The organism is Marinobacter manganoxydans MnI7-9 (assembly GCF_000235625.1).
Taxonomy (GTDB): Bacteria; Pseudomonadota; Gammaproteobacteria; order Pseudomonadales; family Oleiphilaceae; genus Marinobacter; species Marinobacter manganoxydans.
Map to the genome: position 1 here is coordinate 62,249 of NZ_AGTR01000034.1, position 26,344 is coordinate 88,592.

25 protein-coding genes are annotated in these 26,344 nt (G+C 57.9%); 13 read left to right on the forward strand and 12 right to left on the reverse strand.

Annotated elements, in window-relative coordinates; all coding sequences use genetic code 11:
* Positions 1-148 precede the first annotated feature (148 nt).
* The gene (gene ahpC / locus KYE_RS09185; protein ID WP_008172630.1) at positions 149-712 is read left to right on the forward strand and encodes an alkyl hydroperoxide reductase subunit C; all 564 of its coding nucleotides are present in this window, start codon (positions 149-151) and stop codon (positions 710-712) included.
* 77 nt (positions 713-789) lie between these two features.
* Here the strand turns inward: ahpC and KYE_RS09190 are convergent, their stop codons facing one another.
* Entirely contained in the window at positions 790-1,266 is a 477-nt protein-coding gene (locus KYE_RS09190; protein WP_008172631.1) for a peroxiredoxin, read from the reverse strand.
* Entirely contained in the window at positions 1,247-2,002 is a 756-nt protein-coding gene (locus KYE_RS09195) for a DUF3581 domain-containing protein (RefSeq protein WP_008172632.1), read from the reverse strand. The genes KYE_RS09190 and KYE_RS09195 overlap by 20 nt, the downstream gene beginning before the upstream one ends.
* A 259-nt stretch (positions 2,003-2,261) precedes the next feature.
* Between KYE_RS09195 and ahpF the strand changes: the two genes are divergently transcribed.
* The 3 genes from ahpF to KYE_RS09210 all read left to right on the forward strand — a co-directional run bounded on the left by ahpF (position 2,262) and on the right by KYE_RS09210 (position 6,049).
* On the forward strand, positions 2,262-3,848 hold the full coding sequence (gene ahpF, locus KYE_RS09200) for an alkyl hydroperoxide reductase subunit F (protein WP_008172633.1): 1,587 nt from the start codon (positions 2,262-2,264) through the stop codon (positions 3,846-3,848).
* Between the two features lie 173 nt (positions 3,849-4,021).
* On the forward strand, positions 4,022-4,792 hold the full coding sequence (locus KYE_RS09205; RefSeq protein WP_008172634.1) for an ABC transporter substrate-binding protein: 771 nt from the start codon (positions 4,022-4,024) through the stop codon (positions 4,790-4,792).
* 102 nt (positions 4,793-4,894) lie between these two features.
* Positions 4,895-6,049, forward strand: coding sequence for an ABC transporter substrate-binding protein (locus KYE_RS09210; RefSeq protein ID WP_008172635.1), 1,155 nt, complete (start codon positions 4,895-4,897; stop codon positions 6,047-6,049).
* 24 nt (positions 6,050-6,073) lie between these two features.
* Here the strand turns inward: KYE_RS09210 and KYE_RS09215 are convergent, their stop codons facing one another.
* Both KYE_RS09215 and KYE_RS09220 read right to left on the reverse strand, forming a co-directional pair.
* A complete protein-coding gene (locus tag KYE_RS09215; protein ID WP_008172637.1) occupies positions 6,074-6,742 on the reverse strand; it encodes a transglutaminase-like domain-containing protein in 669 nt (222 codons plus the stop codon).
* A gap of 116 nt (positions 6,743-6,858) precedes the next feature.
* Positions 6,859-7,587: a TrmH family RNA methyltransferase gene (locus KYE_RS09220; RefSeq protein WP_008172638.1), complete on the reverse strand. Its 729-nt coding sequence runs from the start codon at positions 7,585-7,587 to the stop codon at positions 6,859-6,861.
* Between the two features lie 156 nt (positions 7,588-7,743).
* Here KYE_RS09220 and rlmE point away from each other — a divergent pair, with 156 nt between their 5' ends.
* Positions 7,744-8,364: a 23S rRNA (uridine(2552)-2'-O)-methyltransferase RlmE gene (rlmE, locus tag KYE_RS09225; protein ID WP_008172640.1), complete on the forward strand. Its 621-nt coding sequence runs from the start codon at positions 7,744-7,746 to the stop codon at positions 8,362-8,364.
* A 1-nt stretch (position 8,365) separates the two neighbouring features.
* Here the strand turns inward: rlmE and KYE_RS09230 are convergent, their stop codons facing one another.
* Positions 8,366-9,400: a histone deacetylase family protein gene (locus KYE_RS09230; RefSeq protein WP_008172642.1), complete on the reverse strand. Its 1,035-nt coding sequence runs from the start codon at positions 9,398-9,400 to the stop codon at positions 8,366-8,368.
* 143 nt (positions 9,401-9,543) lie between these two features.
* Here KYE_RS09230 and KYE_RS09235 point away from each other — a divergent pair, with 143 nt between their 5' ends.
* Together KYE_RS09235 and KYE_RS09240 are read left to right on the forward strand one after the other, a co-directional pair.
* A complete protein-coding gene (locus KYE_RS09235) occupies positions 9,544-10,092 on the forward strand; it encodes a YgjV family protein (protein WP_008172644.1) in 549 nt (182 codons plus the stop codon).
* 155 nt (positions 10,093-10,247) lie between these two features.
* Complete coding sequence (locus tag KYE_RS09240) at positions 10,248-11,774, forward strand: flavin-containing monooxygenase (protein WP_008172647.1); 1,527 nt, start codon at positions 10,248-10,250, stop codon at positions 11,772-11,774.
* Here KYE_RS09240 and mltF read toward each other — a convergent pair whose 3' ends face one another.
* Entirely contained in the window at positions 11,775-13,151 is a 1,377-nt protein-coding gene (gene mltF / locus KYE_RS09245) for a membrane-bound lytic murein transglycosylase MltF (protein WP_008172649.1), read from the reverse strand. It lies immediately after the preceding gene.
* 194 nt (positions 13,152-13,345) lie between these two features.
* Between mltF and KYE_RS09250 the strand changes: the two genes are divergently transcribed.
* Entirely contained in the window at positions 13,346-14,266 is a 921-nt protein-coding gene (locus KYE_RS09250) for a lysophospholipid acyltransferase family protein (RefSeq protein ID WP_008172651.1), read from the forward strand.
* Positions 14,267-14,335: 69 nt separating this feature from the next.
* On the forward strand, positions 14,336-14,791 hold the full coding sequence (locus KYE_RS09255; protein WP_008172654.1) for a DUF302 domain-containing protein: 456 nt from the start codon (positions 14,336-14,338) through the stop codon (positions 14,789-14,791).
* 37 nt (positions 14,792-14,828) lie between these two features.
* Here KYE_RS09255 and KYE_RS09260 read toward each other — a convergent pair whose 3' ends face one another.
* The gene (locus KYE_RS09260) at positions 14,829-15,644 is read right to left on the reverse strand and encodes a TlpA disulfide reductase family protein (protein ID WP_008172657.1); all 816 of its coding nucleotides are present in this window, start codon (positions 15,642-15,644) and stop codon (positions 14,829-14,831) included.
* Between the two features lie 320 nt (positions 15,645-15,964).
* Between KYE_RS09260 and KYE_RS09265 the strand changes: the two genes are divergently transcribed.
* Complete coding sequence (locus KYE_RS09265) at positions 15,965-17,287, forward strand: DEAD/DEAH box helicase (RefSeq protein WP_008172658.1); 1,323 nt, start codon at positions 15,965-15,967, stop codon at positions 17,285-17,287.
* Between the two features lie 149 nt (positions 17,288-17,436).
* Here the strand turns inward: KYE_RS09265 and KYE_RS09270 are convergent, their stop codons facing one another.
* Both KYE_RS09270 and KYE_RS09275 read right to left on the reverse strand, forming a co-directional pair.
* Positions 17,437-18,153 (reverse strand): OmpW/AlkL family protein, encoded by a 717-nt coding sequence (locus KYE_RS09270; protein WP_008172661.1) that lies wholly within the window; start codon positions 18,151-18,153, stop codon positions 17,437-17,439.
* A gap of 145 nt (positions 18,154-18,298) precedes the next feature.
* Positions 18,299-18,781, reverse strand: coding sequence for a winged helix-turn-helix transcriptional regulator (locus KYE_RS09275; protein ID WP_008172663.1), 483 nt, complete (start codon positions 18,779-18,781; stop codon positions 18,299-18,301).
* Between the two features lie 89 nt (positions 18,782-18,870).
* Here KYE_RS09275 and KYE_RS09280 point away from each other — a divergent pair, with 89 nt between their 5' ends.
* Positions 18,871-19,983, forward strand: a complete 1,113-nt coding sequence (locus KYE_RS09280) for an NADH:flavin oxidoreductase (RefSeq protein ID WP_008172665.1) — start codon at positions 18,871-18,873, stop codon at positions 19,981-19,983.
* A 152-nt stretch (positions 19,984-20,135) separates the two neighbouring features.
* Positions 20,136-20,441 carry an outer membrane protein assembly factor BamE gene (bamE, locus tag KYE_RS09285; RefSeq protein WP_008172667.1) on the forward strand — a complete coding sequence of 102 codons (306 nt, stop codon included), beginning with the start codon at positions 20,136-20,138 and terminating at the stop codon, positions 20,439-20,441.
* A gap of 30 nt (positions 20,442-20,471) precedes the next feature.
* Here the strand turns inward: bamE and pntB are convergent, their stop codons facing one another.
* The 3 genes from pntB to KYE_RS09300 all read right to left on the reverse strand — a co-directional run bounded on the left by pntB (position 20,472) and on the right by KYE_RS09300 (position 24,190).
* Positions 20,472-21,863, reverse strand: a complete 1,392-nt coding sequence (gene pntB / locus KYE_RS09290) for a Re/Si-specific NAD(P)(+) transhydrogenase subunit beta (RefSeq protein WP_008172670.1) — start codon at positions 21,861-21,863, stop codon at positions 20,472-20,474.
* Positions 21,864-21,875: 12 nt separating this feature from the next.
* The gene (locus tag KYE_RS09295; protein WP_008172671.1) at positions 21,876-23,453 is read right to left on the reverse strand and encodes a Re/Si-specific NAD(P)(+) transhydrogenase subunit alpha; all 1,578 of its coding nucleotides are present in this window, start codon (positions 23,451-23,453) and stop codon (positions 21,876-21,878) included.
* Between the two features lie 104 nt (positions 23,454-23,557).
* A complete protein-coding gene (locus KYE_RS09300) occupies positions 23,558-24,190 on the reverse strand; it encodes a TetR family transcriptional regulator (protein ID WP_039881970.1) in 633 nt (210 codons plus the stop codon).
* A gap of 505 nt (positions 24,191-24,695) precedes the next feature.
* Between KYE_RS09300 and KYE_RS09305 the strand changes: the two genes are divergently transcribed.
* Positions 24,696-26,279 carry a flavin-containing monooxygenase gene (locus tag KYE_RS09305; protein ID WP_008172673.1) on the forward strand — a complete coding sequence of 528 codons (1,584 nt, stop codon included), beginning with the start codon at positions 24,696-24,698 and terminating at the stop codon, positions 26,277-26,279.
* Positions 26,280-26,344: the final 65 nt, after the last annotated feature.

The window sequence follows — 26,344 nt, forward strand, 5'->3', positions numbered from 1 at the left end:
GGTGGCGGAAAAATTCCCTTCAGAAGCCAGGGATAGGTTTTTTCTATCCCTGGCTTGGGAATTATCAATTTTATCCGCACCGCCGATATCCGTACTGTAGGCGCCACAAAGTCATTAACTCATGAATCCATCAACAAGGAGTTCTTTAATGGGCATCATTAACAGCGAGATCAAACCGTTCAACGCTACCGCCTTCAAAAACGGCGAGTTCGTTGAAATCAGCGAAGCAGACGTGAAAGGCAAGTGGGCGGTATTTTTCTTCTACCCGGCCGACTTTACCTTCGTGTGCCCGACCGAGCTGGGCGACGTGGCTGACAAGTACGAAGAGCTGCAAAAGCTGGGCGTTGAAGTATTCTCCGTGTCTACCGACACGCACTTCACCCACAAGGCATGGCACAGCAGCTCCGAGACCATCGGTAAGATTAACTACTACATGGTTGGCGACCAGAACGGCACCATCACCAACAACTTTGGTGTGATGCGCGAAGGTCAGGGCCTGGCAGACCGCGCTACCTTCCTGATCGATCCGGACGGCGTTATCCAGGCCATGGAAATCACTGCTGAAGGTATCGGCCGTGACGCAGACGACCTGATGCGCAAAGTGAAAGCCGCTCAGTACGTTCGCAAGAACCCTGGCGAAGTATGCCCGGCCAAGTGGAAGGAAGGCGAAGAAACGCTGACTCCGTCACTGGACCTGGTTGGCAAGATCTAAGCTCTCCTGACGGAAAGCTTGGTTACAAAAAACCCCGGAAAATCCGGGGTTTTTTATGTCTGATGAAAAAGTGAGGTTCAAAGAGCCTCTAGGATGGTTTCGGCGCTGGTCTGGTCCAATCCCTGGGCGTCGATATTCAGCAGCTCGACCTTGCCGTCGTTCACGATCATGGCGTAGCGCTGGCTACGAATGCCCATGCCGTTCGCAGTCCGATCCTGGGTCAGATCCAGAGCCTTGGCGAACTCTGCCACGCCATCGGCCAGCATGACGATTTCTTCGGCGTTGTGGGCCTTGCCCCAGGCGTCCATTACAAACGCGTCGTTTACTGACGTGCAAACGATGCTGTCGATGCCCTTGGCCCGCAGTTTGTCCGCATTTACCACAAAACCGGGTAAATGGGCGGCTGAACAGGTGGGGGTAAACGCGCCGGGTACAGCAAACAGAACGGCTTTCTTGCCGGCAAAGAGTTCACTGGTACGGACTTTCTCAGGGCCTTTTTCGCCCATTACCTGAAGTTCGATGTCTGGCAGGGTATCACCCGGCTGAATTGGCATTGCTATGGTCTCCGCTGTTGTCCTTGTTGAAATAGTCGGCACCCCGGGCCTTGAGGCGATAGAACTCTTCAATTACGCCGGCCATCGCCTCGGCACAGTAGGGCCGCAGACCACTTAATACGAGCCGTTTGGTCACTTCGCCCACTGGTTTGTGATCGGCGGTCAGACGGTATTCCAGAAGAACGTTACCCCGTTTACCGGCTGCCTCCAGGGTGGCGTTGTGCAATTCCAGCCCGGGCGAGGGCAGATCCAGATTCTCCAGGGCCAGGCTCATGCTCTCGTACATCACCATGGGGCGATCAGGATTGAACATCACCCCGTTAGACTCCATCAAAGGTTTCAGGGTATGGGGGAAGTTCTTGCCGGAGGCCGCCACATAGGCACGGGTGATGGTCTCGATCAACTCCTCATCCCGGGTTGTCGCGCCGCTGCGGGCCACCTCGATATAGACTTTGCCGGCGTCGTCACAGACGTCAATGGTGTTTTCGGTTTCAACGAACTTGAGCGGCACATTCTCTCCAAGCAGGCTGCGGAACCGGAAGGTCATGTTCTCCGACAGCCCGAACCGGGCGAGCACAATGGCGAAAAGCAGGTCTCCTGGAACGCAGAAACGGCGGGCATCCGGGTCGTGGATGGGATTGAAATCCCCCGCGATTTCCTTGGCGAACTGGCTTGCCTGCAGGGCGGAAATTACGACGTGTCCGTCCTGGACGGAGTGGAAACGGTCTAGAAACATGCTTTGCCTATTCTGGATACCAGAGAATGATGTTGCGACGATATGACAACATCATACTGCGGCAGGCTTTCGGTGGATATGCGCTATTGGTCAAGCCCCGAGCAGCGGTGAATCTGGAGGTATAGCAAAGCCCTATCAAACAGTTTGGGTCAATTAATTTGAGCATTGAGTGGCGGGGCCGTATTGTTGCACCAACTCAACTTAACCACCGTATTTGATTCAAATACTTAGTTCCGAAATTTAAAGGAGAAGTCAGACTATGTTGGATGCCAATATCAAGGAACAGCTCAAGGCCTACATGGACAAGCTGCAGCAGCCGATTGAGCTGGTTGCGGCCTATGACGACAGCAAGAAGTCCCAGGAACTCCGGGAGCTGCTGGAAGAGCTGGAGCCGATGTCTTCCAAGATCAGTCTCCGCACTGAAGAATCGAATGACGTGCGTCGTCCGTCCTTCGCCATCAACCGAGTAGGCACCGATACTGGCGTTCGCTTTGCGGGCATCCCCATGGGCCACGAGTTTACTTCCCTGGTGCTGGCCCTGCTGCAGGTGGGTGGTCATCCCTCCAAGGCGTCCCAGGATGTGATCGAGCAGATCCAGTCTCTGGAAGGCCGGTTCGAGTTTGAAACCTACTTCTCCCTGTCGTGCCAGAACTGCCCGGACGTGGTTCAGGCCCTGAACCTGATGAGCGTGTTGAACCCGAACATCACGAACACCTCGATCGATGGGGCCCTGTTCCAGGATGAAGTGGAGCAGCGCGAAGTCATGGCGGTTCCCAGCGTTTACATGAACGGTGAGCCCTGGGGCCAGGGCCGTATGACCCTGGAAGAAATTGTTGCCAAGCTGGACACCAGCTCCAGCGAGAAAGACGCCGAGAAAATCAATCAGAAAGACGCCTTTGAGGTCCTGATCATTGGTGGCGGCCCGGCTGGCGCTTCTGCTGCTATCTACGCTGCGCGGAAGGGCATTTCCACCGGCATCGCGGCCGAGCGTTTCGGTGGCCAGGTAGCTGACACCATGGGCATTGAGAACCTGATTTCCGTACCCTACACCGAGGGTCCGAAACTGGTGGCGGCCATGGAGCAAAACGTCAAGGAATACGACGTGGATATCATGAACATGCAGCGCGCCGAGAAGCTGATCCCGGCGTCACGCCCTGGCATGCTCCACCAGGTAAGGCTCGAAAACGGTGCCACTCTCAAAGCTCGCAGCCTGGTGCTGTCCACCGGTGCCCGCTGGCGCCAGATGGGCGTTCCGGGAGAGGAAGAGTACCGCAACAAGGGTGTGGCCTACTGCCCGCACTGCGACGGCCCCCTGTTCAAGGGCAAGCGCGTGGCGGTAATCGGTGGCGGTAACTCCGGTGTCGAAGCAGCCATCGATCTGGCCGGTATCGTGGGCCATGTAACCCTGATCGAATTCGGTGCCGAGATGCGCGCTGATGAGGTGTTGCAGAAGAAACTGCGGAGTCTGAAGAACGTGGAGATCATCACGTCCGGACAGACCACCGAGATTACCGGGGAGAATGGCAAGGTCAACGGTCTGAATTACACCGACCGCACCTCTGGTGAGCAGCACCACATCTCCCTGGAAGGTGTGTTTGTACAGATCGGCCTGGTGCCCAACACCGAATGGCTGAAGGGTGACATCGAACTGAGCCAGCACGGCGAGATCATCGTCAACGACCGCAACGAAACCTCCATTCCGGGCGTTTTTGCAGCGGGTGATGCGACGACCGTGCCTTACAAGCAGATCGTGATCTCCATGGGCGAAGGTTCCAAAGCCGCTCTCAGCGCCTTTGACTTCCTGATCCGCAATTCTGTGGACGAGAGCGAAGACGAAGCGGCGTAATCGACTCAATGCCGCCTGATGAGAGAGAAAGGCACCGGAGCAATCCGGTGCCTTTTTTTCAAATCCCCATATTTAACAAGGTTTTTCTGGCGTATAGAAAACGACATTGCCATACTGCGGAACCTGTATGAAAAATAGTCATTTATTTGTCGTCATGGACTGATGCGCGAGTCATGAAACGCTACCTCTCTGGATTTCGGGTACTCCTGTTTGCCGCAGTCATACTGAGTACGCCTGCTGTGGCCGATCCGGTGATCCGGATCGCGGTTCCAGATATCACCAGCCTGCTGACCGAAAACCGGGATGGTGTTTACCAGAGAATCCTGCACAGGGCCCTGGAAGGCCTTGATGTGCCTGTGACCGAGCAGTTCTTTCCCTACAAACGGGCCATGATGGTATTCGAGCAGCATGGCGCAGACTGCATCTATTCCTTCACCGAGGTCCTGGAGCGTCGACTGGGCGACGACGCGGTTATTGCCAGTTTTCCACTCGGCAAATTCACCTATTACCTGTTCACCCCGCAGGACGCAGATCCCATCAGTTCCCTGTCGCAAGTGGAGGGGAAAACCGTGGGTGCGGTTATTGGTCATGAGACCTATCTGGACGGAGTGCTGGAGGGCCACGACGTTAATGTGATCTGGTCGAAGAGCGATGCCCAGAACCTGGCCATGCTCGAGCACCAGAGATTCGGCGCCATGATTGCTGCGGTTCCGGATGTCAGGCCTTTCATGGACGAGCTCAGCTACGATCCGAAGACGCCCCTTCTTGAAAGTTACGATCGGCTTACCTGCCACAACACCGAAGCCAACCGGCAGTTCCTGGGCAAGCTCTCGGCTCGGATGAAGAGCCTCAAAGAAGCCGGGCTCTACGAACAATTGGCCGGTCAGCTCTACGTTGAGTTTGAAGACCCCGCTCCGGCCGCTGAACATTCCCCTCTGAACTGAGACATTGGTTACGGATCTCCGCTTGTGTGTTACACGACAGGTCGGTAGCTTAGGCCCCTTAAAAGCCAACTCTGCCAGGTCGTCCAGAGGGTGATTCGTTCCATGAGGTCTTATCCAGCCCGCTTTCTGATCAGTTTCCTGCTCCTGCTTTCAGTTCCTATGGCGAACGCCGGCCCAAGGCCCAGCGTTGTTTTTCTGTCGCCGGATGATTCCCGTTTCTGGCAACTGGTGGCCGGTTTCATGGAAGCGGTGGCGGAGGATCTCGAGGTTGACCTGGAGGTTCAATACGATCGGGAGAGTCATCGATTCAGCTACCTTCGCATGGCGAAGGACGTGCTGAGCCGTGAAGATAAGCCGGACTACCTGCTGTTCATGTGCAAGGAGCATGTTACCGAATCCATGCTCAGGCTCGCGGATGGGGCCGGTGTAAAGACGTTTACCTTCAATACCGATGTGCCTGACGCTGCTCGAGCCAGCATCGGTATGCCCCGAAGCGTCTTGTCGGGCTGGCTCGGCCATCTTTCGCCGGACAATATTGCCGCCGGCCGTTCTCTGGTAACGCTGCTGGGCAAACAGGCCGAACAATTGGGGCTGGCCTCCGGCCCCAGTATTCCCATGGTCGCCCTCTCGGGAACCCTTGATTCGTCTGCCACCAAGGACAGGAATGGAGGGCTGCTGGCGGCTGCGGTCCAGCAGCGCAGCGAGCTTATGCAACTGGTGTACGCCAACTGGAGCGGCACGCTGGCCCGTGAAAAAACGGAGGTCCTGCTGAAGCGCTATCCGAATACTGTCTCAATCTGGAGCGCGAGTGATGGCATGGCACTGGGCGCGATTGAAGCCGCTCGAAATGCCGGCCGGACGCCGGGCAAAGATCTGTTGGTGGGCGGCGTAGACTGGGAACCTGAGGCCCTGGAAAGTATCCGGCAGGGGGAGTTGCTGGTCAGCCTGGGCCGGCATTTCATGGGTGGTGGGCTTGCCTTGCTCCTGCTGCATGATTATCACCATGGCCGGGATTTCGGGGATATGTCACCGGACTATGTTTTCCGCTACAAGCTGGAACCTGCAACCCGTGACAATGTTGAGCGGGTGCAGCGCATTATGGACTCGAAGAATTGGAGCGCCATTGATTTTAGGCGCTTCAGCCGCGTTGGTGAGACTGATACCGGGAAAACAGTGCCCGATTCTGATGCCGTGCTGGATGCGATAACTGGGGCGCTGGCAGGGCAGAGAGCAGACACGGTAGCGAGGAGAGAATAAGGTCCTCCTGGATTCGAGCAGGCTTTAGGGGCTCGATATGTCCTGCACCAGACTGCCTTTCGGAGCTTCAGGCTCCTCTTCCTCGGCAAAGAGATGACTGTAGGCCGCCCGGACACCAGAGACGATAAACTCATGAGGCACGTCGTCGAACAGGCCATGGTCGTTCACATACTCCATGTGCGCGTGGCCATCCTCGGTGTACTCCTGGAACATGGAATCGTGCACCCCATCGAATTCCAGCGGCTCCACCTTCATCAGCTCGCACAGTTGCCGATTGAACGCCGGCGTCGCCTTGACCCATTGGCCGTTCAGGAACAGCTCGATATACCCGTGCATACGGAAAATGTCCGACCGCAGCCATTCGATCAGTTTCGGGCTTGAGAGATGGTTGCGTACATCGGCCAGGCCGAGGCGGCTGGGAACGCCAATCGAGCGAGCTGCCGCGCCCAGGAGAACCGCCTTGGGAATGCAGTAGGTTTCGCCGCTTTCCAGAGCGTAGCTGGCACTGAACGTGTTGGCATCGGTCCGGAACACGTAGGGGTTGTAGCTGATGCTGTCACGAACAGCGAGATAGAGCGCCTTGATCTGCTCCACCGGCTCATCAGGAACTCCCTCCAGCTCTGACTCGATCCAGGCCTGCAGCCGGGGATGGTCATAGTCAAAAAAGGCGGTGGGCTGGAGATAGCGTTCCATAGTCATCAGTCCGGTCTCGGGATCAGACTCTGATCGTGCTCAATTGGCAAGGCACAGGCAATGGCGGTTTCCGCCAGAACGATTGGGGAAAGTGCTCAGAGCATGGGGTTTGCAGTCTAAAGGTCCCGCATTAATTCGTAGGTGCACATATTCACCGCCGAGGCCAGGTTCAGGGACTCGATCTGCCCCTGGCCTTGAATGCTGTACGGCACCGCCTTCAATTGATCGAGGGCCTCCCGCGGCACACCCCGGGCTTCGTTGCCGAACAGATAACAGTCGTGTTCCCTGAAGCCACGGGATGCCATCGAACCGCCATTGAGGTCGAGGCAGGCAAGGCTCTGGTATCGGTCGACAAGGCTTGTCAGAGCAACGTCGGTTTCGAGAGGGACGTGAAAGAGCGCCCCCATGCTGGCACGCACCACCTTCGGGTTGAAGGGGTCGACACTGCCCGGGCTTAGCAGGCACCGGAAACCGCCGAACCAGGCCAGAGTGCGCAGTATGGTTCCCAGGTTACCGGGGTCCTGAACCTCGTGCAGATAAATCGCTTTCTCGCCGGGCACAGGTTCCGCCGGGCGCTTCGGCATGGGCACCACCGCCAGAATCCCCTGGGGTGTTCGGGTGTCGGCGAGCTGTGCCATCTGGCGATCGCTGATGACATGGGTTCTGAACGGGCTCTGCCAGTGCTCATAGGCCCCGGTGACGTAAAGTTCCGAAGCCTTCAGAGCAGGTTGGCCGTCGGTGGCTTTCTGCAGCTCAAGAACCAGGTGTTCGCCCTCAACCAGATAGTGGCCAAACGACTGCCGGTACTTTTTCTGGTGCAGCTTTTTGATGTCGGCCAGATTCACGAAGGCGGTCTCCCGTCAGGTGGGCGTGGTGGGTTCTGAAAAATCACAGAATTCAGGCAGGATTGTACGTGTGGCCGTCCCGGTTGTCAGGATTTTGCCGCCGCCCGGCGCGGCACGTACAATTGGCGCCTGGCTTTCCCGTTGTGAAGAGACCCCATGGCCCGATCCAAAAGCAGTAACCGCTGGCTTGAAGAGCACGTCAACGACCCCTTCGTGAAACAGGCGCAGGTAGATGGCTACCGCTCCCGCGCCAGTTACAAGCTTCTTGAAATCAACAAGAAGGACCGTTTGATCCATCCCAACATGGTGGTTGTGGATCTGGGCTCGGCGCCCGGTGGCTGGTCCCAGGTGGCGGCCAAACTGGTGGGCCACAAAGGCCGCGTGATTGCCTCCGACATCCTGCCCATGGATGCCATTGCCGGCGTGGATTTCATCCAGGGTGATTTCACCGAAAACGACGTATTCGAGTCGATCATGGCCACCCTGGGTGGTGACCCGGTGGACGTGGTGATTTCCGACATGGCGCCGAACATCAGCGGCGTGACCGTTGCCGACCAGGCCGCCTCCATGTACCTGGTGGAACTGGCCCTGGACATGGCAAGCCAGGTACTCAAGCCCAAAGGCAGCTTCCTGGCCAAGGTTTTTCAGGGCGAAGGGTACGACGAGTACCTGAAATCGGTACGTGCTGTCTTCGACAAGGTTGTGGTGCGCAAGCCGGATTCCTCCCGCTCACGCTCCCGGGAAGTCTACATCCTCGGCAAGGGCTTCAAGGGCTGATTCAGCCCGCAGTCCGGTCGAATCCCTGCATCACATTCACCGCATTGACGCCGATGGCATCGACGTCATACCCGCCCTCCATGGTAAAGACCGTTGGTAGTCCAAGCCGGGCAAGACGTGCGCCCAGTGTCAGATAGTCGCTGGAGATCAGCTTGAAGAACGAGATCGGGTCCTCTTCGAAGGTATCGACACCGAGGGCAACCACCAGAGCGTCCGGTTTGAATGTCTGGATTCGCTCGCAGGCGTTTTCCAGTCCCTGACTCCAGACGCTGTAGGGGGTGTTGGGCGGGTAGACCATATTCAGGTTGTAGCCTTCGCCGGCGCCCTCGCCGGTCTCATCTTCAAAACCGAGAAAATGCGGGAAAACCAGGTCGGGATCGCCATGCAGGCTGATGGTCAGAACGTCGTTGCGATCGTAGAAAATCGCCTGGGTGCCGTTGCCGTGGTGGAAGTCCACATCCAGCACGGCGACCTTGCCATAGCCCTGGTCACGAAAGGCCTGGGCCACGATGGCGGCATTGTTGAAAAAGCAGTAGCCTCCGAACACATCGGCATGGGCGTGATGACCGGGTGGCCGGCACAGGCCGAAGGCGGCGCGCTCGCCTTTGGCCACCAGTTTCTGGGCGGTCAGAGCCACATTGGCGGATGCCCGGGCGGCTTCCCAGGTACCATCCGAGATCGACGTCTCCGCCGCGAAGCTGTAATAGCCCAGCCGGCCGTCGATGTCCCTGGGCAGCCGATGGCGCATGCCGCGACCCGCCCAGACCGCCGGGATGGCTTCACCCGGTTTGCCGGCAGCCAACCATTCCTGCCAGCAGGTTTTCAGGAACGCCACGTAATCGGCGGTGTGTACCCGTTTGACGGGCTCCAGGCCATATTCTTCCGGTTCCAGAATCTCTCCCAGCGCCTGTTCTTTCACTCGTGCCAGGATGGTTTCGGCACGGGAAGGCTTCTCGTGGGGCTCGATCAGCAGTCCGCCGTCCAGTTCGGTTTTGACATCTCGGCGGCTGTGCAGGGGAGAGAATACGGTTTTCATGGTCTTGGGTGGTCCTTGCTGAATGACGTGAGCACTTTGGCACAGGGAGCTTGATGGCTCAAAGGCCCTGATTGTGGCAGGCTGAAACCTTTTGCGGGCAGAGGGGATTACCGATATGGCGACGAGCAACAGGCCGGTAAAGGATGATTGATCTGATCGCAGACATGACCCTCGCCGAGGTTCTGGGCCAGGTGTGCGGTCTTGTAGCCCTGGGTTTCTGCATTGCCGGCTTCGCGAACAAGAATGACGACCGGTTGATGGTGCTGCTGATCTCCGCCAACGTTGCGTTTGCCTTGATGTTCGCGTTCTTCGAGAGCTGGACCGCCTCGGCACTGACCGTTCTGGTGATTGTGCGCATTACTTTGGCGCGCAAGTACCAGGGCAACTGGCCTATTATGCTGGGCATGCTGGCGGTAAACCTGGTCGTTGCCTGGGCGACCTGGAAATCCATCACCGATGTATTCCCCCTCGCCGCCGCCGTTTTCGGCACCGTGGGCATGTTCATGCTCAGGGGTATTCCCCTGCGAATCGTGCTCGGGTTTGCTGCCCTGGCCTGGATGCTCAACAACATCGTTATCGGTTCCGTGGGTGGAACCCTGGCAGAAGGCATGGTGCTGGTCACCAACATCATCACCATCATCCGGCTCTATCGGCTGCAGAAGAAATACCCCGATTTCACGCCCGGAAGTTGAACGGCGTTGCGGGTCGGCGGTTTCGCATCTCGAGACTGACTGAAACAACCAGGGGCAGGGACCACTTTGGCCAATTCCCGACCAGCGCAGCCTGAGCTATCTTGATTGCAGGCCATTGATTATAAAAAGCGGACTGGAATCCGAGAGGACAGGCAATGAGTAACCAGCATTTCGATGTACTGATCATCGGTGCCGGCGTTTCCGGCATTGGCATGGCATGCCATCTTAAGCGTGAATGCCCCGGCAAGTCGTTTGCCATCCTCGAACGTCGGCAGTCCCTGGGTGGCACCTGGGATCTGTTCCGTTACCCGGGAATCCGCTCGGATTCGGACATGTTTACCTTCGGCTACAATTTCCGCCCCTGGACAGGCGGCAAGGTGCTGGCCGACGGCGCATCGATCAAGAATTATGTGGCGGAGACCGCGAGGGAACACGACGTTGAGCGCCACATTCGCTTTGGCCTGGCCGTCAAAACGGCGGACTGGTCGGGCGTCGACAAATGCTGGAAGCTCTCGGCCCTGAACGAAGCCACCGGCGAAACAGAATACTACACCGCCAACTTCATGGTCGGCTGTACCGGCTACTACAATTATGATCAGGGCTACAAGCCGGACTTCCTGGGTGAAAATGATTTCCGCGGCCAGATCGTACACCCGCAGCACTGGCCGGAAGATCTCGACTACGCGGGCAAGAAGGTGGTGGTTATTGGCAGCGGCGCAACTGCCATTACCCTGGTGCCGACGATGGCAGAGCAGGCCGCTCATGTCACCATGCTGCAGCGCTCACCCACCTATCTGATGCCTCTGCCTTCAACCGACAAGGTGTCTCTGGCCCTGCAGAAAATTCTGCCCGAGAGAACCGCCTATCGGCTGACCCGGGCCCGGAATATTTCCATTTCCCGTTTTCTTTACTTGCGCTCCAGAAGGAGCCCGAAGTTCATGCGCCGGCTGTTCCTGGGCATTATCAAACGCAAGGTTGGGGACACCGCCGATATGCGGCACTTCACGCCGGATTACAATCCCTGGGACCAGCGCCTGTGTGTGGTAAAAGACGGGGACCTTTTCCAGGCCATGAAAGCGGGCAAGGCGTCCATTGCCACCGATCATATTGACCGCTTCACGGAAACCGGCATCCGCCTGAAATCGGGCGAGGAACTGGAAGCAGATATCATCATCCCGGCAACAGGTCTGGATATCCAGATGCTGGGTGGAATCCGGCCGACCGTGGACGGCCAGGAAGTCGTGATGAAAGACAAGATTATCTACAAGAACGTGATGGTGGAGGGCGTGCCCAACGCCGGCATGATCTTCGGTTACACCAACATTTCCTGGACCCTGAAGGTGGACATTGCCGCCGAGTACCTGTGCCGGCTGATGAACCTGATGGACAAGCGTGGCTATCGTACCGTGGTGGCCCGGGACACTGAGAACAGTCGCGGCGACGACACCGTCCTGGGGTCCCTCAATGCCGGCTATATCAATCGTGCGGCTGATCGTCTCCCCCGCCAGGGTACCCATGGGCCCTGGAAGTCGTCCCAGAATTACCTGGAAGATGTGAAAATCCTGCGCTTTGAGCCAATTGAGGATGGCTACCTGGAATTCGACGGCAAGCGGACCCACGCCAGTCAGAAAGAATCCGGTGGTTTCCTGCGGCCTTTGCGCTCGGCCCTGTTTGGGACCTGATCATTCAAAGGCCGAACGTATGACGTCCCGGTAGTTGCGGATGCGCTGCACGTAGTGCACGGGCTCGTAGCCACGGGCGTACCCGTAACGGGTGCTGGGGTAGTATCGCTTGTCAGCCTTGAGGGGTAAAACCTCGGTCATTTCCTGCCAGGAGTCCGGATTCTTGTTCAGGGTCCGGGCCAGCGCACGGGCATCCAGCAGATGGCCCCGGCCGATGTTGTAGCTTGCCAGCGCCAGGAAGGTGCGGTCCGGCTCAGGAATAGTCTCTGGCAGGCGGCGGTGCCGGTCGGCCAGGTAACGTGCTCCGCCATCAATGGCAGCCTCCGGGTCCAGCCGGTTGGTCACACCCAGTGATTCGGCGGTTCGTCGGGTCAGCATCATGATGCCCCGGACGCCGGTGGGAGATTTTGCTGCCGGGTCCCAATGGGACTCCTGGTAAGACAGGGCGGCCAGAAGGTCTGCGGGCATCCCGGTTTTGGCCTCGGCTTCCCGGAATTCATCAATGAACTCGGGTAGCCGATCCTCAATCCGACGGTTCAGTGCCCGCAGATCGACAAAATCGAAATCACCGATGTAGGAATAGTAGCGGTTTTCCATCAGGCCGATGGCCTCATCGCCATCCACGCTGTTCATCCACTCGTGGGCATCCGAGCCAAGATCTTCCGAGCCCATGGGCAGGTACCAGCCCAGATTCCGGCCTTCTGTGAGCGTCATTGCCACTTCCAGATGCGGGAAGTGCCGGCGCATTACCTGAACAATGTTGGAATCGGCCACGGTGCAGCCGACGTCCTGTTCCGCGACATCCGAGAGAATCACTTCTGTGGTGCGGTCTGCATCTTCCCGAAACCCGATGCCCGGGTGTTGCTCATTGAGCTTGTTCAGGGTTTCAACGTAGCTGGAGCCGGCGGTTACGACAATATCAGTGCCGGGAATGTCCTCAGGTTTGCGGGGCATGGGCCGAGCGTCGCGATGGCAGACGAGTTGTTCGGTAATCTCGGTGTGAGCCGGGCCTCTTACAAAGCGCTCATCGCGGGAGGCGAGGTGCGTCAGTCCCGCTGCGGCCAGATGGGTGTTGCCAGATTCCAACGCCGCCAGAACGTCGCTGGTGGAATCAAGCATGGTCCATTCTACCTGCCAGCCCCGACTCTCGGCGTAGGCGCTGATCAGCGCATGCTCGGGACCGACAGGATTTTCGTGGCGATCCAGGTAATAGGTGGTGGAGCCATTGCGGGTGGCGACTTTGAGTGTCCCGGTTTCCGACGGTGGTTTGAGCTCTGCTGTCGGCTGTGTTGTCGTCTGTTGGCTGCTATTTTCACTGCAGCCGGCGAATACGAGCGGCAGGATAAGAATGCCGGGGGCGAACTTCCATCGGGACATAGCGAGGAATTTCCTGTCTTTTAGGATGATTTCTACGTATAAACGCGTATCTCCTGTAAACCATACTCCTGAATTCCGGAATTGGATCCCCTTTTGGGCCAACAAGGCCCATGAGGATCTCAAGTATCCCGCCAGCGGAGAATGTGTCAGGCTGAGCGTCCCCTTCCTTACTACAGATCACAGGCGATCGTTGTATGGCCTCCGGTAGAAAAAGTAGAAAACGCGCTCTCTGGCATCCCGCTTTTTGGGGGGCCTGGGCTCTGGTCTTCCTGCTCTGGCTTTTCTCATTTCTTCCCATGGGACTGAAGCAGCGCTTTGGTCGCTGGCTGGGGAGGCTGCTTTCCAGAAAAATGCGATCCCGGGCCAGGGTTGCGGACGCCAATCTCGCCGCCTGCATGCCGGATCTGGATGAAGCAACCCGTCGCCAACTGGTTGAGGATGCCTTTGTGGCCTCGGCGCGTGGCGTTCTGGAAAGCGTTCATGCCTGGTGGCGGGATATGACTCCCTATTGCGAAAGCGCCTCGGTATATGGCACCGAGCACCTCGAAGAAGCGAAACGACGCGGTAAGGGTGTGTTGCTGATCGGTGGTCACTACAGTATTTTTGATTTTGCACTGCCCTTGATTGCCTGCAAGCTCGAGAAGCCGGGTTACATGTATCGCCCCAACAACAACCCGGTGATCGACCGTATGATCGAACGCGGCCGCCGACGCCATTTTGGTATCCGGCCCTTCACCAAGCGTCAGATCAGACCCATGTTGTCGTTTCTTAAGGAAGGGGGGCAGGTCTGGTTCGCCTGTGATCAGGATTTCGGCAACAAGTCGGAGGTGTTTGTGCCCTTTTTCGGGGTCAGTGCCGGCTGTATTACGTCGCCGAGCTACATTGCCCGGGAATCCGGCGCCGCCGTTATCTGTGTGAGTCACCTGCGAATGCCCGATGGCAGTTACCGGGTGGTGTTCTCTCCGATTCAGGAGTCCTTCGGCGAACATCCGGAACAGGACGCCAAAGTCTGGAACCGGTTTATTGAGGCCACCGTTCGTGAGCAGCCCGATCAGTATCTGTGGCTGCACAAGCGCTTCAAGAGCAGGCCAGAAGGTGCGGCAGCGATCTACTGAAGCGTTTGCATGCGTGAGGCCCGCTGCTGTTCTATCCTGAAATCTTCAGCAAAGGCTCAGGAGGATACTATGCGCTGCACTCTCAGACTGGTTCTCGTGGCATCAACCCTGTTGTTCGCCACGCTCACTCATGCCGCAGATGGACTGATCGCGGTGAAAAGCAGTCACGATGTCAAAGCGACGGCGGACAAACTCGAGTCTGTGCTGAAGGAGAAAGGCATGACGGTCATGGCCCGGGTTAATCATCAGCAGGGCGCGGAAAAAGCCGGGCTGGCGTTGCGTCCGACCGAAGTGGTTATTTTCGGCAACCCCAAAGTCGGCACGCCACTGATGCAGTGCGCTCAGAGTGTGGCCATTGACCTGCCCCAGAAAGCCCTGATCTGGGAGGATGCCAACGGTGAGGTATGGCTGGGGTACAACGATCCGCAATACCTGAAGGGCCGCCATGACATCGAAGGATGCGATGAGGTGCTCGATAAAGTGAGTGGCGCATTGGGGAATTTTGCCAAAGCGGCCACTCAATAGATAAAACTCAGGCCACTATCGGGAAATCGAGCCAGGTTCATTCCTCGGGTGTACGGATCTGTTCCAGGCCTCTTGCCAGTGTTGCCCGTGACAGTTCGCCCATGTGGGAATCGATTAATTGGCCCTGGGCATTGTAGAAAAGCGTGGTTGGTAAGCCATTGCTGCCCACCGCCCGGGCCAGCTGAGCCTGATCGTCCCGGTACAGATTGTTCAGGTTCAGACGGTTTTCCTCAAGAAAGGAACGGATGGTTTCCGGCTGTTCCCTCTGGTTGGCAAACACAAAGGCGACATCCTGGTAGATATGCTGGGCCTCCTCCAGCACCGGCATTTCGCGAATACAGGGCGGGCACCAGGTGGCCCAGAGGTTCACGACCAGGGGTTGGCCGGGAGCCAGCCGGGACAGGTTGATCACTTCACCATTGAGCGAGCGCAGGGCCACGTCCGGCATACTGCGGGCCTGCTGTTCGATCAGTGTAATGGTGCCTGCGGTACCGGCCCAGAACAGGGCGCCCGTTAACGCGGCGGTAGCCAGCGGCTTGCGTTGTGCTCTCCTGCGCCACATCAGAAAGCCGGTGAAGATGATGGCGCCTATGACACCCCAGAGCACATCGAAACCGCCGTCACGGATATCAATGATGCCCAGCAGGTCGTTCTGGTAATGCTCGAAATAGCTGATTACGAAACCGATCCGGGCGCTCAGCATCGCGACTACAAAGATATCGGCCACCGATCCGGCTACCGGCACCCGATATTTGCGGCCCAGCACCCCTCCAACCAGCAGAGCCAGGCCGAAGGCGATAACCAGGAGAAGATGGCCGATGGACAGGCTCACTGGGCCGATACTGACGCTCATTCTGACAAATCCCTGTGTGGTTCGGTTTCGTAAAGGCAGTCTGACTCGAAGATGCAATCCAGGTTCCTTCGGATGCTTATTATAATCACCTATGGCTAATTGCCCGGGCCTCTGTTAATGTGCCCGCATCCTGCCTCTAGGGATTCCGCAGTTTAAGGCTTTAAGCCCGTGCGACCTTTCCATACGACCTGTCAGAGGACGTCACCCCGATAACGGCGCGTGACCGTAGTCGTCTTTTATTCCATGAATGTTCATGGCATCTGCCCGCATTCACCGAGAACGGTGGTCGTGGAGGCAGAATAATCAAGAGTTGATCCAATATGAGTTTTTCTTCACTCGGTTTGTCCGAGCAGCTGGTCCGTGCCACGTCTGACCAGGGTTATGAAACCCCGTCTCCCATTCAGGCCCAGGCCATTCCCGCCGTGCTTTCTGGCCGGGACGTTATGGCTGCTGCCCAGACCGGTACCGGCAAAACCGCCGGTTTTACCTTGCCCTTGCTGCAGCGTCTGGGTGAAAACCCGCGCACCGGCAAAGGCCCCCGCGCGCTGATCCTGACGCCCACCCGTGAACTGGCGGCACAGGTTCACGACAGCGTGAATCTTTACAGCAAATACGTTCCTACCAAGGCCGCGGTGGTTTTCGGTGGTGTGAAAATCAATCCGCAGATGATGAAGCTGCGCAAAGGCCTGGACGTGCTGGTGGCAACACCGGGCCGCCTGATGGACCTGTATCAGCAGAACGCTGTGCGCTTCAACGAAGTGGAAATCCTGGTGCTGGACGAAGCCGACCGCATGCTGGATATGGGCTTTATTCGCGACATCCGCAAGATTCTTGCGCTGCTGCCAGCCAAGCGCCAGAACCTGTTGTTCTCCGCCACCTTCTCGAACGAGATCCGGACTCTGGCCGAAGGTCTGCTGGATAACCCGGTTCAGGTTGAAGTGGCGGCTCGAAACACCTCTGCCGAAAACATCAAGCAGTCTGTCTACCCGGTGGATCAGAGCCAGAAAACCGCCCTGCTGAGCAAGCTGGTGCGTGACAACAGCTGGGACCAGGTGCTGGTGTTTACCCGCACCAAGCACGGTGCCAACCGTCTGACCCAGAAACTGGAGAAGGACGGTATTACCGCTGCTGCCATTCACGGCAACAAGTCGCAGGGTGCCCGCACCCGCGCGCTGGCGGACTTCAAGGCTGGCGAAGTGCGTGTGCTGGTGGCAACGGATATCGCTGCTCGTGGTCTGGACATCAAGCAGCTGCCCCAGGTGGTGAACTTCGAACTGCCCAACGTGCCGGAAGACTATGTGCATCGTATTGGTCGCACCGGCCGTGCCGGTGAAAGTGGTCACGCCCTGTCACTGGTCAGTGCCGATGAAGGCAAAATGCTCGCCGGTATCGAAAGACTGATTAAGAAGCAGCTGCCGCGCACGGAAGTGGAAGGCTTTGAGCCTACCAACAACCTGCCGCTGAAACCGAAAGCCAAGGCCGATCCCAGCCGCGCCCGTACCCGCAGTAGTAACGGTGGTGGCAATGGCCGGCCCGGAGGCAAGCCGAAAAGCTTTGGGGACAAGCCAGGTGGCCGCAGTGGTGGCCGGAGCCAGAATGGCGGTGGTCAGCGAAGCCGCTCAGCCCAGCGCCAGAGTGCCTGAGGCAGGTCAGGACAGTTCAGGAAGGCGGGGCAGGTGCTCCGCCTTCCTGTTTCTGGCGGACAAAAAAAAGGCGGGGCCGGAGGGCCCCGCACAGGAGAACGCACCTTCCGCCAGCCAACAGACCGTGGCGACTGACGGAGGCACGGGGATCAAAACTTGTAGGACAGGCCTACCATGTAGACCCAGGGGTCGATATCAACGTCAATGGTGCTGGTGTCTGCTTTAGTGTTGCCAGCGTAGGCGTTGATGGTGGCCTCGGTATCGATGTCTGCGTACCAGATAGCGGCGTTTACACCGATGTTGTCTGTGACCATGTAATCCAGGCCAATCTCAGCTGCCAAGCCAAAGCTGTCATCCAGTTCGATGTCGGTGCGGTCCACGCCTGAGGCGAGTGTTGCATAGGTATCGGTCAGAGTCTGGGTGGTTTTCTCTTCAAAGAAGTTGGTGTAGTTCACGCCAACGCCAACATAAGGCTGGAACTTGCTGCCACTTGGCATCGGGAAGTATTGCAGCGTGATGGTTGGCGGCAGTTGCTTGGTTTCGGCCAGTTTGCCGGCGCCACCCAGAATGGATCCATCACCTTCAATGTTGTGCTTGAACGGCGTCGCGCCCAGAATACCCAGAGCAATCTGATCAGTGAACATATAGCTCACGGTCAGGCCCAACTGAGTGTTGGAATCAACGCTAACCTTGGCGCCGTCAAGCTCACCAAGAGCATTGGAGTTCAAATTGCTGCTGGAGGAATCCGGATCAACAGTCACCACGCCAACGCGGCCAATAAAATCACCAGCTTCGTACGCTTGAACAGCCGGCGCCGCAGCCATAACCGCTGCAGCCAGAACACCAAGTTTAAATGTGCGGGACATATCCATCTCCTTAACCTGAATCGTTGATGGCTTCAGATTAGTGGCAGCGGAGAAAGGAAACTTGATTTAGCGCAAGATTGGCCGGGCAGGGGGGCTGGTTTGATCGCAAGATTGACGTAGCTCAAGAAATCGGGCGGTGCCGCGATTACTGCGGAGAGTCAGGCGGAGGTCTTTTGCCTTCGGGCAGACTCTCGTCCGGTACGAACACATCCCGGATGCTCAGGGGGTTGCCATCGGCATTCTGGACTTCCACCGTGTGAATAGGGCGGCCGGTGGCACGGTCGCGCAGGTCCAGGGGTGTCTGGTCCGGGGCGGGATTCCACTTGTCGCCCCACTGGCGCAGGGCAATCACCACCGGGAACAGATCCCGGCCTTTCTCAGTCAAGCGGTATTCAAAGCGGGAGCCGTGTTCGCCCACATCCACCTTGCGCAACACCTCGTTATCCACCAGCCGGGCCAGACGATCGCAGAGGATATTCTTGGCAATGCCCAGTTCCTGCTGGAAGTCCACGAACCGGCGGGTGCCATACATGGCGTGTAGTACGATCAGCAGGGACCACCAGTCACCCACTTCATTGAGGGCACGGGCGACGGAGCAACTGGAGTCATCAAAACGTTTTCTGGCCATGGTGGGAGTGTACTGAATAGGGTTGCATTTTAAAACCAGATTCAATATGGTTGCTTAACGAAACCAAACTAGTAAGGTTGCACATTACCATGAGCATGAATCTTGGCCCGCTTTTCGAACCGTTTGAACTTCACAACCTCAAGCTGCGTAACCGGGTGGCGATGGCACCGATGACCCGCAACTTCTCGCCTGATGGTGTGCCGGGTGAGGATGTTGTGGCCTATTATCAGCGCCGCGCCGAAGCCGGCGTTGGTCTGATCATTACCGAAGGCACTACAGTAAATCACCCCGCCGCCAGTGGTTATCCCAATGTGCCGGCATTTCATGGTTCCGACGCCCTTCAAGGCTGGAAAAACGTTGTTGATGCCGTGCACGAAGCCGGTGGAGCCATTTTCCCGCAACTCTGGCACGTTGGCGCCGTACGCAAGGAAGGCACACCTCCGGATCCTTCGGTGCCCGGTTACAGCCCATCCGGTCTGTTTGGCCCTGGCAAGCCCAACGGCAAAGCCATGACCAAAGAGGATATTGAGGACGTGGTCACCGCCTTTGCCGATGCCGCCCAGGATGCCAAAGCCCTCGGTTTTGATGGTGTCGAGATCCACGGTGCCCATGGCTACCTGCTGGACCAGTTCCTGTGGGAAGGCACCAACCAGCGGGACGATGAATACGGCGGCTCTATGGAAAACCGCCTGCGCTTTGTGGTCGAAATCGTTGAGGCGGTGCGCCATCGCGTCGGGCCTGATTTCCCGATCATGCTGCGGTTCTCCCAGTGGAAGCAGCAGGATTACGAAGCCAAACTGGTGAACAGCCCTGAGGAACTCGAACGGTTCCTGAAGCCACTGGTGGAAGCCGGTGTGGACATTTTCCACGCATCTACCCGCCGGTTCTGGGAGCCGGAGTTTGAAGGCTCGGATCTGAACCTCGCAGGCTGGACCCAGAAGCTTTCCGGCAAGCCGACCATGTCCGTGGGCAGTGTCGGGCTGACCGAAGATTTCATCAGCGGCACCTTTGCCAGCAAGCAGGAAGCGGTTGAGAAAGCCGGGATCGATGAGCTGGTGGAGCGGATGAATAACCACGAGTTCGAGCTGATTGCCGTTGGTCGGGCACTTCTGCAGGATCCCGAATGGCTGATCAAGGTGAAAGAAGGCCGGTTGAACGAAGTCGAATCCTTCGCCAAGAAGTCCCTCGCCAAACTGTATTGATTATCCCCTTCGATCGGACGATCGACCTGCCGCAGCGCCTCCCGGCCTGCGGCTTTTTTGTTCCCGGAAACCTGTCGTCTTGGTAATCGCGTCTGAACAGAGACACGTTATGATGGGTGAAACTCACCCGAAAATGAGGGATTGGTATGTCGATGATTGGTTCGGTTAAAACGCTGTGTGTGGCTCTGGTGATGGTAGCCATGGTGGGCTGTGCGACTGTCGGCAAAGACTTCGCCACCCACAATGTGGACCAGATCCAGATTGGTGAAACCACGCGGGCCGATATCCAGGAGATGTTCGGCGAGCCGTGGCGCACCGGGATCGAAGACGGCAAACGCACCTGGACCTATGGCAAGTACAAGTGGTCTGCCTTCGGTGATGCAGAAACCACCGACCTGGTTGTTCGATTCAACCAGGACGGCACAGTCTCGTCTTACGTCTACAACACCACGGAATAAACTGGCAACAGATCAGGCGCGGGGCTGCCTTCAGCCCCGCAAACCTCCTACCAGCTTGTCGATGCTGTCCTTGGCATCGCCGAACAACATGCGCGTGTTGTCCTTGAAGAACAGCGGGTTCTCTACGCCGGAATAGCCGGTGGCCATGCCTCGCTTGAGCACGACAACCTGTCCAGCCTTCCAGACCTCCAGCACCGGCATGCCGGCAATCGGACTGCCCGGGTCTTCGGCGGCGGCCGGGTTCACGGTGTCGTTGGCGCCGATGACCAGCACCACGTCGGTATCCGGGAAGTCATCGTTGATTTCGTCCATTTCCAGCACGATGTCATAAGGGACATGGGCTTCCGCCAATAGTACGTTCATGTGTCCTGGCAGACGACCAGCCACCGGATGGATGCCAAAGCGCACGTTTACGCCACGGTCCCGAAGGATCTTGGTCATTTCGCTGACGCCGTTCTGGGCCTGGGCCACCGCCATGCCGTAACCGGGCACAATGATCACCGACTGGGCGTTGCGCAACTCCTCGCAGACATCATCGGCACTGGATTCGTGCACCGTTTGATCGGCATCCGCGGCCGCCGAACTGCTGCTGGTCTGGCCGAAGCCACCGAGGATCACGCTGATGAACGAGCGGTTCATGGCCTTGCACATGATGTAGCTGAGGATGGCACCGCTGCTGCCCACCAGGGCACCAACGACAATCAGCAGATCATTGCCCAACATGAAACCGATGGAAGCGGCGGCCCACCCGGAGTAACTGTTAAGCATCGAAACCACCACCGGCATGTCGGCGCCGCCAATAGCCATGATCAGGTGAATGCCGAGGACCGAGGCAATGGCGGTCATCAGGATCAGGGCAACGATCCCCAGTGCCATGCTCTCGGTGCCCAGGAACCAGGCCCCGAGCAAGACGCAGACAATGATCGCTGTCAGGTTCATCAGGTGCCGTCCGGGCAGGGTCAGCGCCTTGCTGTCGATTCGGCCGTCCAGTTTGCCGCAGGCCACCAGTGAACCGGTGAAGGTAATGGCACCTATAAAAATGCCGACAAACACCTCCACCAGTTTGATGGTGTGCTCGGTACCGGAGGTGGCAATCAACGGCTCGATATAACCGGAAAAACCTACCAATACCGCCGCCAGACCCACGAAACTGTGGAGCAGGGCGACCAGTTGTGGCATCTGGGTCATTTCCACCTTGTTGGCGATAGCAATGCCGATGCCGGCACCCAGCAACACGGCCACCAGGATCGAGACGATGCCGCCGTCAACGCTGGCCAGAGTTGCTCCCACGGCGATGATAATACCGGCGACGCCGTAGAGATTGCCCCGTCGTGCCGATGTCTGGTGGCTAAGGCCACCAAGGCTGAGAATAAACAAGATACTTGCGACCACGTAGGCCACGCTCACCAGTCCTGTGCTCATATCGGGCGTCTCCTACTTGCGGAACATTTTGAGCATGCGATGGGTGACCCGGAAGCCACCGCCCACGTTGATGCTGGCAATCAGCACCGCCACAAACGCCATGATGCCAACGGCAATATTCTCCGCCTGGGCCAGATGCAGAATGGCGCCGATAACGATGATGCCGCTGATGGCGTTGGTAACGCTCATCAGGGGGGTATGCAGGGAAGGGGTTACGTTCCAGATCACCTGCCAGCCAATAAAGCAGGCCAGTACGAACACAGTGAAGTGTTGCAGGAAGCTTTCCGGCGCGTGGGCGCCCACTCCGTAGAGCGCCAGGGCCGTCACCACCAGAAGAACGCCTTTGCCGATCAGGCTGCGACGGTCCGCGTCCTTCTTGGCGGCCGCTTTTGCTTCGGCTGAAGGCTCCTCGGTGCCCGGTGCGGGCTTGGGGCTGACCGGCGATTCCGGTTGTGGCGGCGGCCAGGTTATTTCGTCCTCGTGAACCACCGTCAGGCCGCGGATGACTTCGTCTTCCATGTTCACCAGCGGCGTGCCGTCTTTCTCGGGTGTCAGCTCGGTGAGCAGATGCACCAGGTTGGTGGCGTACAGATCACTGGCCACCTTGGCCATCCGGCTGGGCAGGTCGGTGTAGCCGATCAGGGTAACGCCGTGTTGATGGGCGACTTTGCCCGGTTCGGTCAGTTCGCAGTTACCCCCTCGCTCTGAGGCCAGATCCACGATCACGCTGCCGGGCTTCATGGATTTTACCATGTCGGCGGTGATCAGTTTCGGTGCCGGTTTGCCGGGAATCAGGGCGGTGGTGATGATGATATCCACCTCTTCCGCCTGCTCTGCAAACAGCGCCATCTCCGCCTTGATGAACTCGTCACTCATCTGCTTGGCGTAACCACCGCTGCCGCTGCCTTCCTCGTCACCGAAATCCAGTTCCAGGAACTCGGCGCCCATGCTCTCGACCTGTTCCTTTACTTCCAGCCGGGTATCAAAGGCCCGCACGATAGCGCCCATGCTGTTGGCCGCGCCAATGGCTGCCAGGCCAGCCACCCCGGCACCGATGACCATGATTTTCGCGGGTGGCACCTTGCCAGCAGCGGTAACCTGCCCGGTAAAGAAACGCCCGAAGTGGTTCGCCGCCTCGATCACCGCCCGATAGCCGGCGATGTTGGCCATGGCGCTGAGTGCGTCCATCTTCTGGGCGCGGCTGATGCGGGGCAGGCTGTCGATGGCGAAAGACGTGATCTTTCTGGCGGCCAGCTTTTCCAGCAATTCCGGGTTCTGGGCTGGCCAGATGTAGCTGACCAGAAACGCGCCCTCCTTCATCAGATCCGCTTCGTGTTTGCCCAGTGCCGGATTTTCCATGGGCGCGCGGACCTTGAGGATAAAGTCGGCTTCTTTCCACAGTGAGCTGGTATCGGCTGCGATGGCTGCGCCCACTTTTTCATAGGCGGCATCGGAGTAGTTCGCCGCCTCGCCGGCGCCGCCTTCCACGATCACGTCATAACCAAGTCCGATTAACTTGTGAACAGAAGGTGGCGTGGCGGCCACTCGCCGCTCGTCCTCAAAGATTTCCTTGGGGATACCGATTTTCATTATTGGTTTGCCTCCGGATTTCCCGATTGATCACTTGTTCTGGTTATCTACATACTAGTGCAGGTTGCCAGATCTGCCCGGAAAGCGGATTTATCGGAGGTATATCAGCCCTGCCTCAGGGCGAGGCGTTCGACTTCCGTTTGCGACAGGTGATCAAGCATCGCACCCCGGAACTGCCGGTTGATGAAATGTTCGGTTTCGGTCTGGATGGTTTCGCGCTGGGCGGGTTTCTCGATGTAATCCATGGCCCGGAACAGGATGTAGCGGATGGTCATGCGGGAGACTTCATGAATGGTCTCGGACGGCACGGCGCTCACCAGTTGCCGCTCGATAATGTCTTCGGCCATTTCCCGGGCGCTGGCTTCAAGCTGTGATTCAAGGGCCCGTCGCAGTATCGGGGAGGGGCCGTGGAGTTCCCGCACGGCCACCGTAGTTGCCGCCGGATTGGCCAGGAAGTAGTGGTACACAAACGCCACCGTATCCCGCGACGCCTGTTCGGAAGAATCCGCCATCTGCCGCAGATCCCGGACCCCGGCTTTCATCTCCTCGGCAATGTAACCCAGTACCTGCAGGCCGAATTCATCCAGGCTCTTGAAGTGTCGGTAAAAGGTATTCGGATTCAGCCCCGCCTCCCGGGCAAGCTCCCGCAGTCCCAGCGACGTCAGGCTCCGGGTTTCGGTAATCAGCCGAAGCGCAGCCTGGATGAGTTTCAGCTTTCCGCCGGTTAATCCGTTCATCTTTTCCTCTGCTTTGGAGGTTGGCCGCGTTGGCAGGTATTCCGAAAACCGCTGCAAGTACGTCCATGTACGCTTGCTCTCCGCCATCCCTGGCTCCGAGCATTTTCGGAATACCTGCCAACACGGCCCCCGAACAATGGAAGTGGGCTGCCAGACTTGAGGCGACTGTATGAGGGCGGGCCACTGTGAGTCTGACGGTCGTTTGTGGGAAGGGCTTCCAAAACTGTCTCTCGCCATGGATGGCGAGAGCCAAGCGTCACAGGGATGTGCCGCAAGGAGCGCGTTTTGGAAGCCCTTCCCACAAATGACCAGCCCCCCCAGCCAGAGCCCGCCGCAGAGGCCAATGATCAGTCACCTGAGGCCAATCACCGAACCAGGAGTATACGGTTGTATACCAAGCTGTGTATACATGTGTCTACCGGCCATGATGACCCGCCGGATAACAACAGACAAGGTCTAGTGTCCCGTTTAGCTGGGGCACTGGGGCCAACGCAGGAGTGCAGCAATGACACAGAACACACAGATCGCCATCATCGGCACCGGCTTCTCCGGCCTGGGCATGGCCATCAAACTCAAGGAAGCCGGTTACAACGACTTCGTGATCTTTGAACAGAGCGACGACATCGGCGGCACCTGGCACCAGAATCATTACCCGGGGTGTGCCTGTGACGTGCAGTCTGCACTCTACTCCTTCTCCTTCGAGCAGAACCCGAACTGGAGCCGGATGTATGCCCAGCAGCACGAGATCAAGGCGTATCTGAAACATTGCGCCGAGAAATACGGGCTGATGAAGCACATCCGGCTGAACACCCACGTGGCGGGAGCGCGATTTGATGAGACCCACCAACGGTGGGTTGTTGAAACCTGTGATAGTCCGACGCTTTGGGCGTACATGCAGGAAAGAGGCGTGAAGCCGGGAGACCGGTTGGATCGAACCGATAAGGGGCTGCCGGAATTCACTACCTTGAGGGCCGATATCCTCGTTTCCGGAATGGGGGGATTGAGCACGCCGGCGTATCCGGAGATCAAGGGGATCGAATCCTTCACGGGCAAGCGTTTCCACTCCCAGGACTGGGATCACGACTACGATTTGCGCGGCAAGCGGGTGGCGGTGATCGGGACCGGTGCCTCGGCCATCCAGTTTGTTCCGGAGGTGGCGAAGCAGGCGGCAAAGGTAGACCTGTACCAGCGCACACCACCGTGGATCATGCCCAAGCCGGACCGTGCCATCCGGCCAGTGGAGAAGCGGCTTTTCCGGATGTTCCCACAAACACTCAATGCGTTCAGGCAGAGTATCTACTGGTCGCTTGAGGCGCGGGTACTGGGCTTTGTGGGCAATCCGCGTATTCTGAAGTTGGGTGAACTGCAGGCCCGCCGGCATATCCGCAACCAGATTCCGGACAAGGCCTTGCGCAGAAAGGTTACCCCGGATTTTCATTTCGGCTGCAAACGGGTGCTGATTTCCAATAACTACTATCCGGCGCTGGCCCAGGACCATGTGGATGTGGTGACCGAGGGTATCCGTGAGGTGCAGGGCAACACCGTGATCGATGGTCAGGGCAACAAGCGGCAAGTGGATTGCATCATCTACGGCACCGGTTTCCGAGCCCAGGACCCGATTCCCGCGAGCATGATCTTTGGCCGTAATGGTCAGGATCTGCTGGATGCCTGGAAGGATGGCGCCGAAGCATACAAAGGCACCACCATCAGCGGTTTCCCGAATTTCTTCATGCTGATGGGGCCGAATACCGGCCTCGGCCACAGCTCCATGGTGTATATGATCGAAAGTCAGATCCAGTACGTGCTGGATGCCCTCCAAAAGATGCGCCGGCAGCAATGGAGCAGCATGGAAGTGAAGCCGGACGCCCAGAGCCGTTACAACGCTTCCATTCACGCAAAGCTTGGTGATTCAGTCTGGCAGACCGGCTGCAAGAGCTGGTACGTGAACGAAAACGGCAAGAACACCACATTATGGCCAGGCTTCACCTGGCAGTTCCGTCAGCAGACACGACGCTTTGATGCGGCTCAATATCTGGTTCGTGCACCAGAATCCGGGGTTAGCGAGCGCGAATCGGCTCTGGCCGTTTAACGGTTGGCAGCGGGGGACTTTCGGGCAGCTTTCGGGCGTGTCCAGGTTGCGTTTTGGCCCTTTTG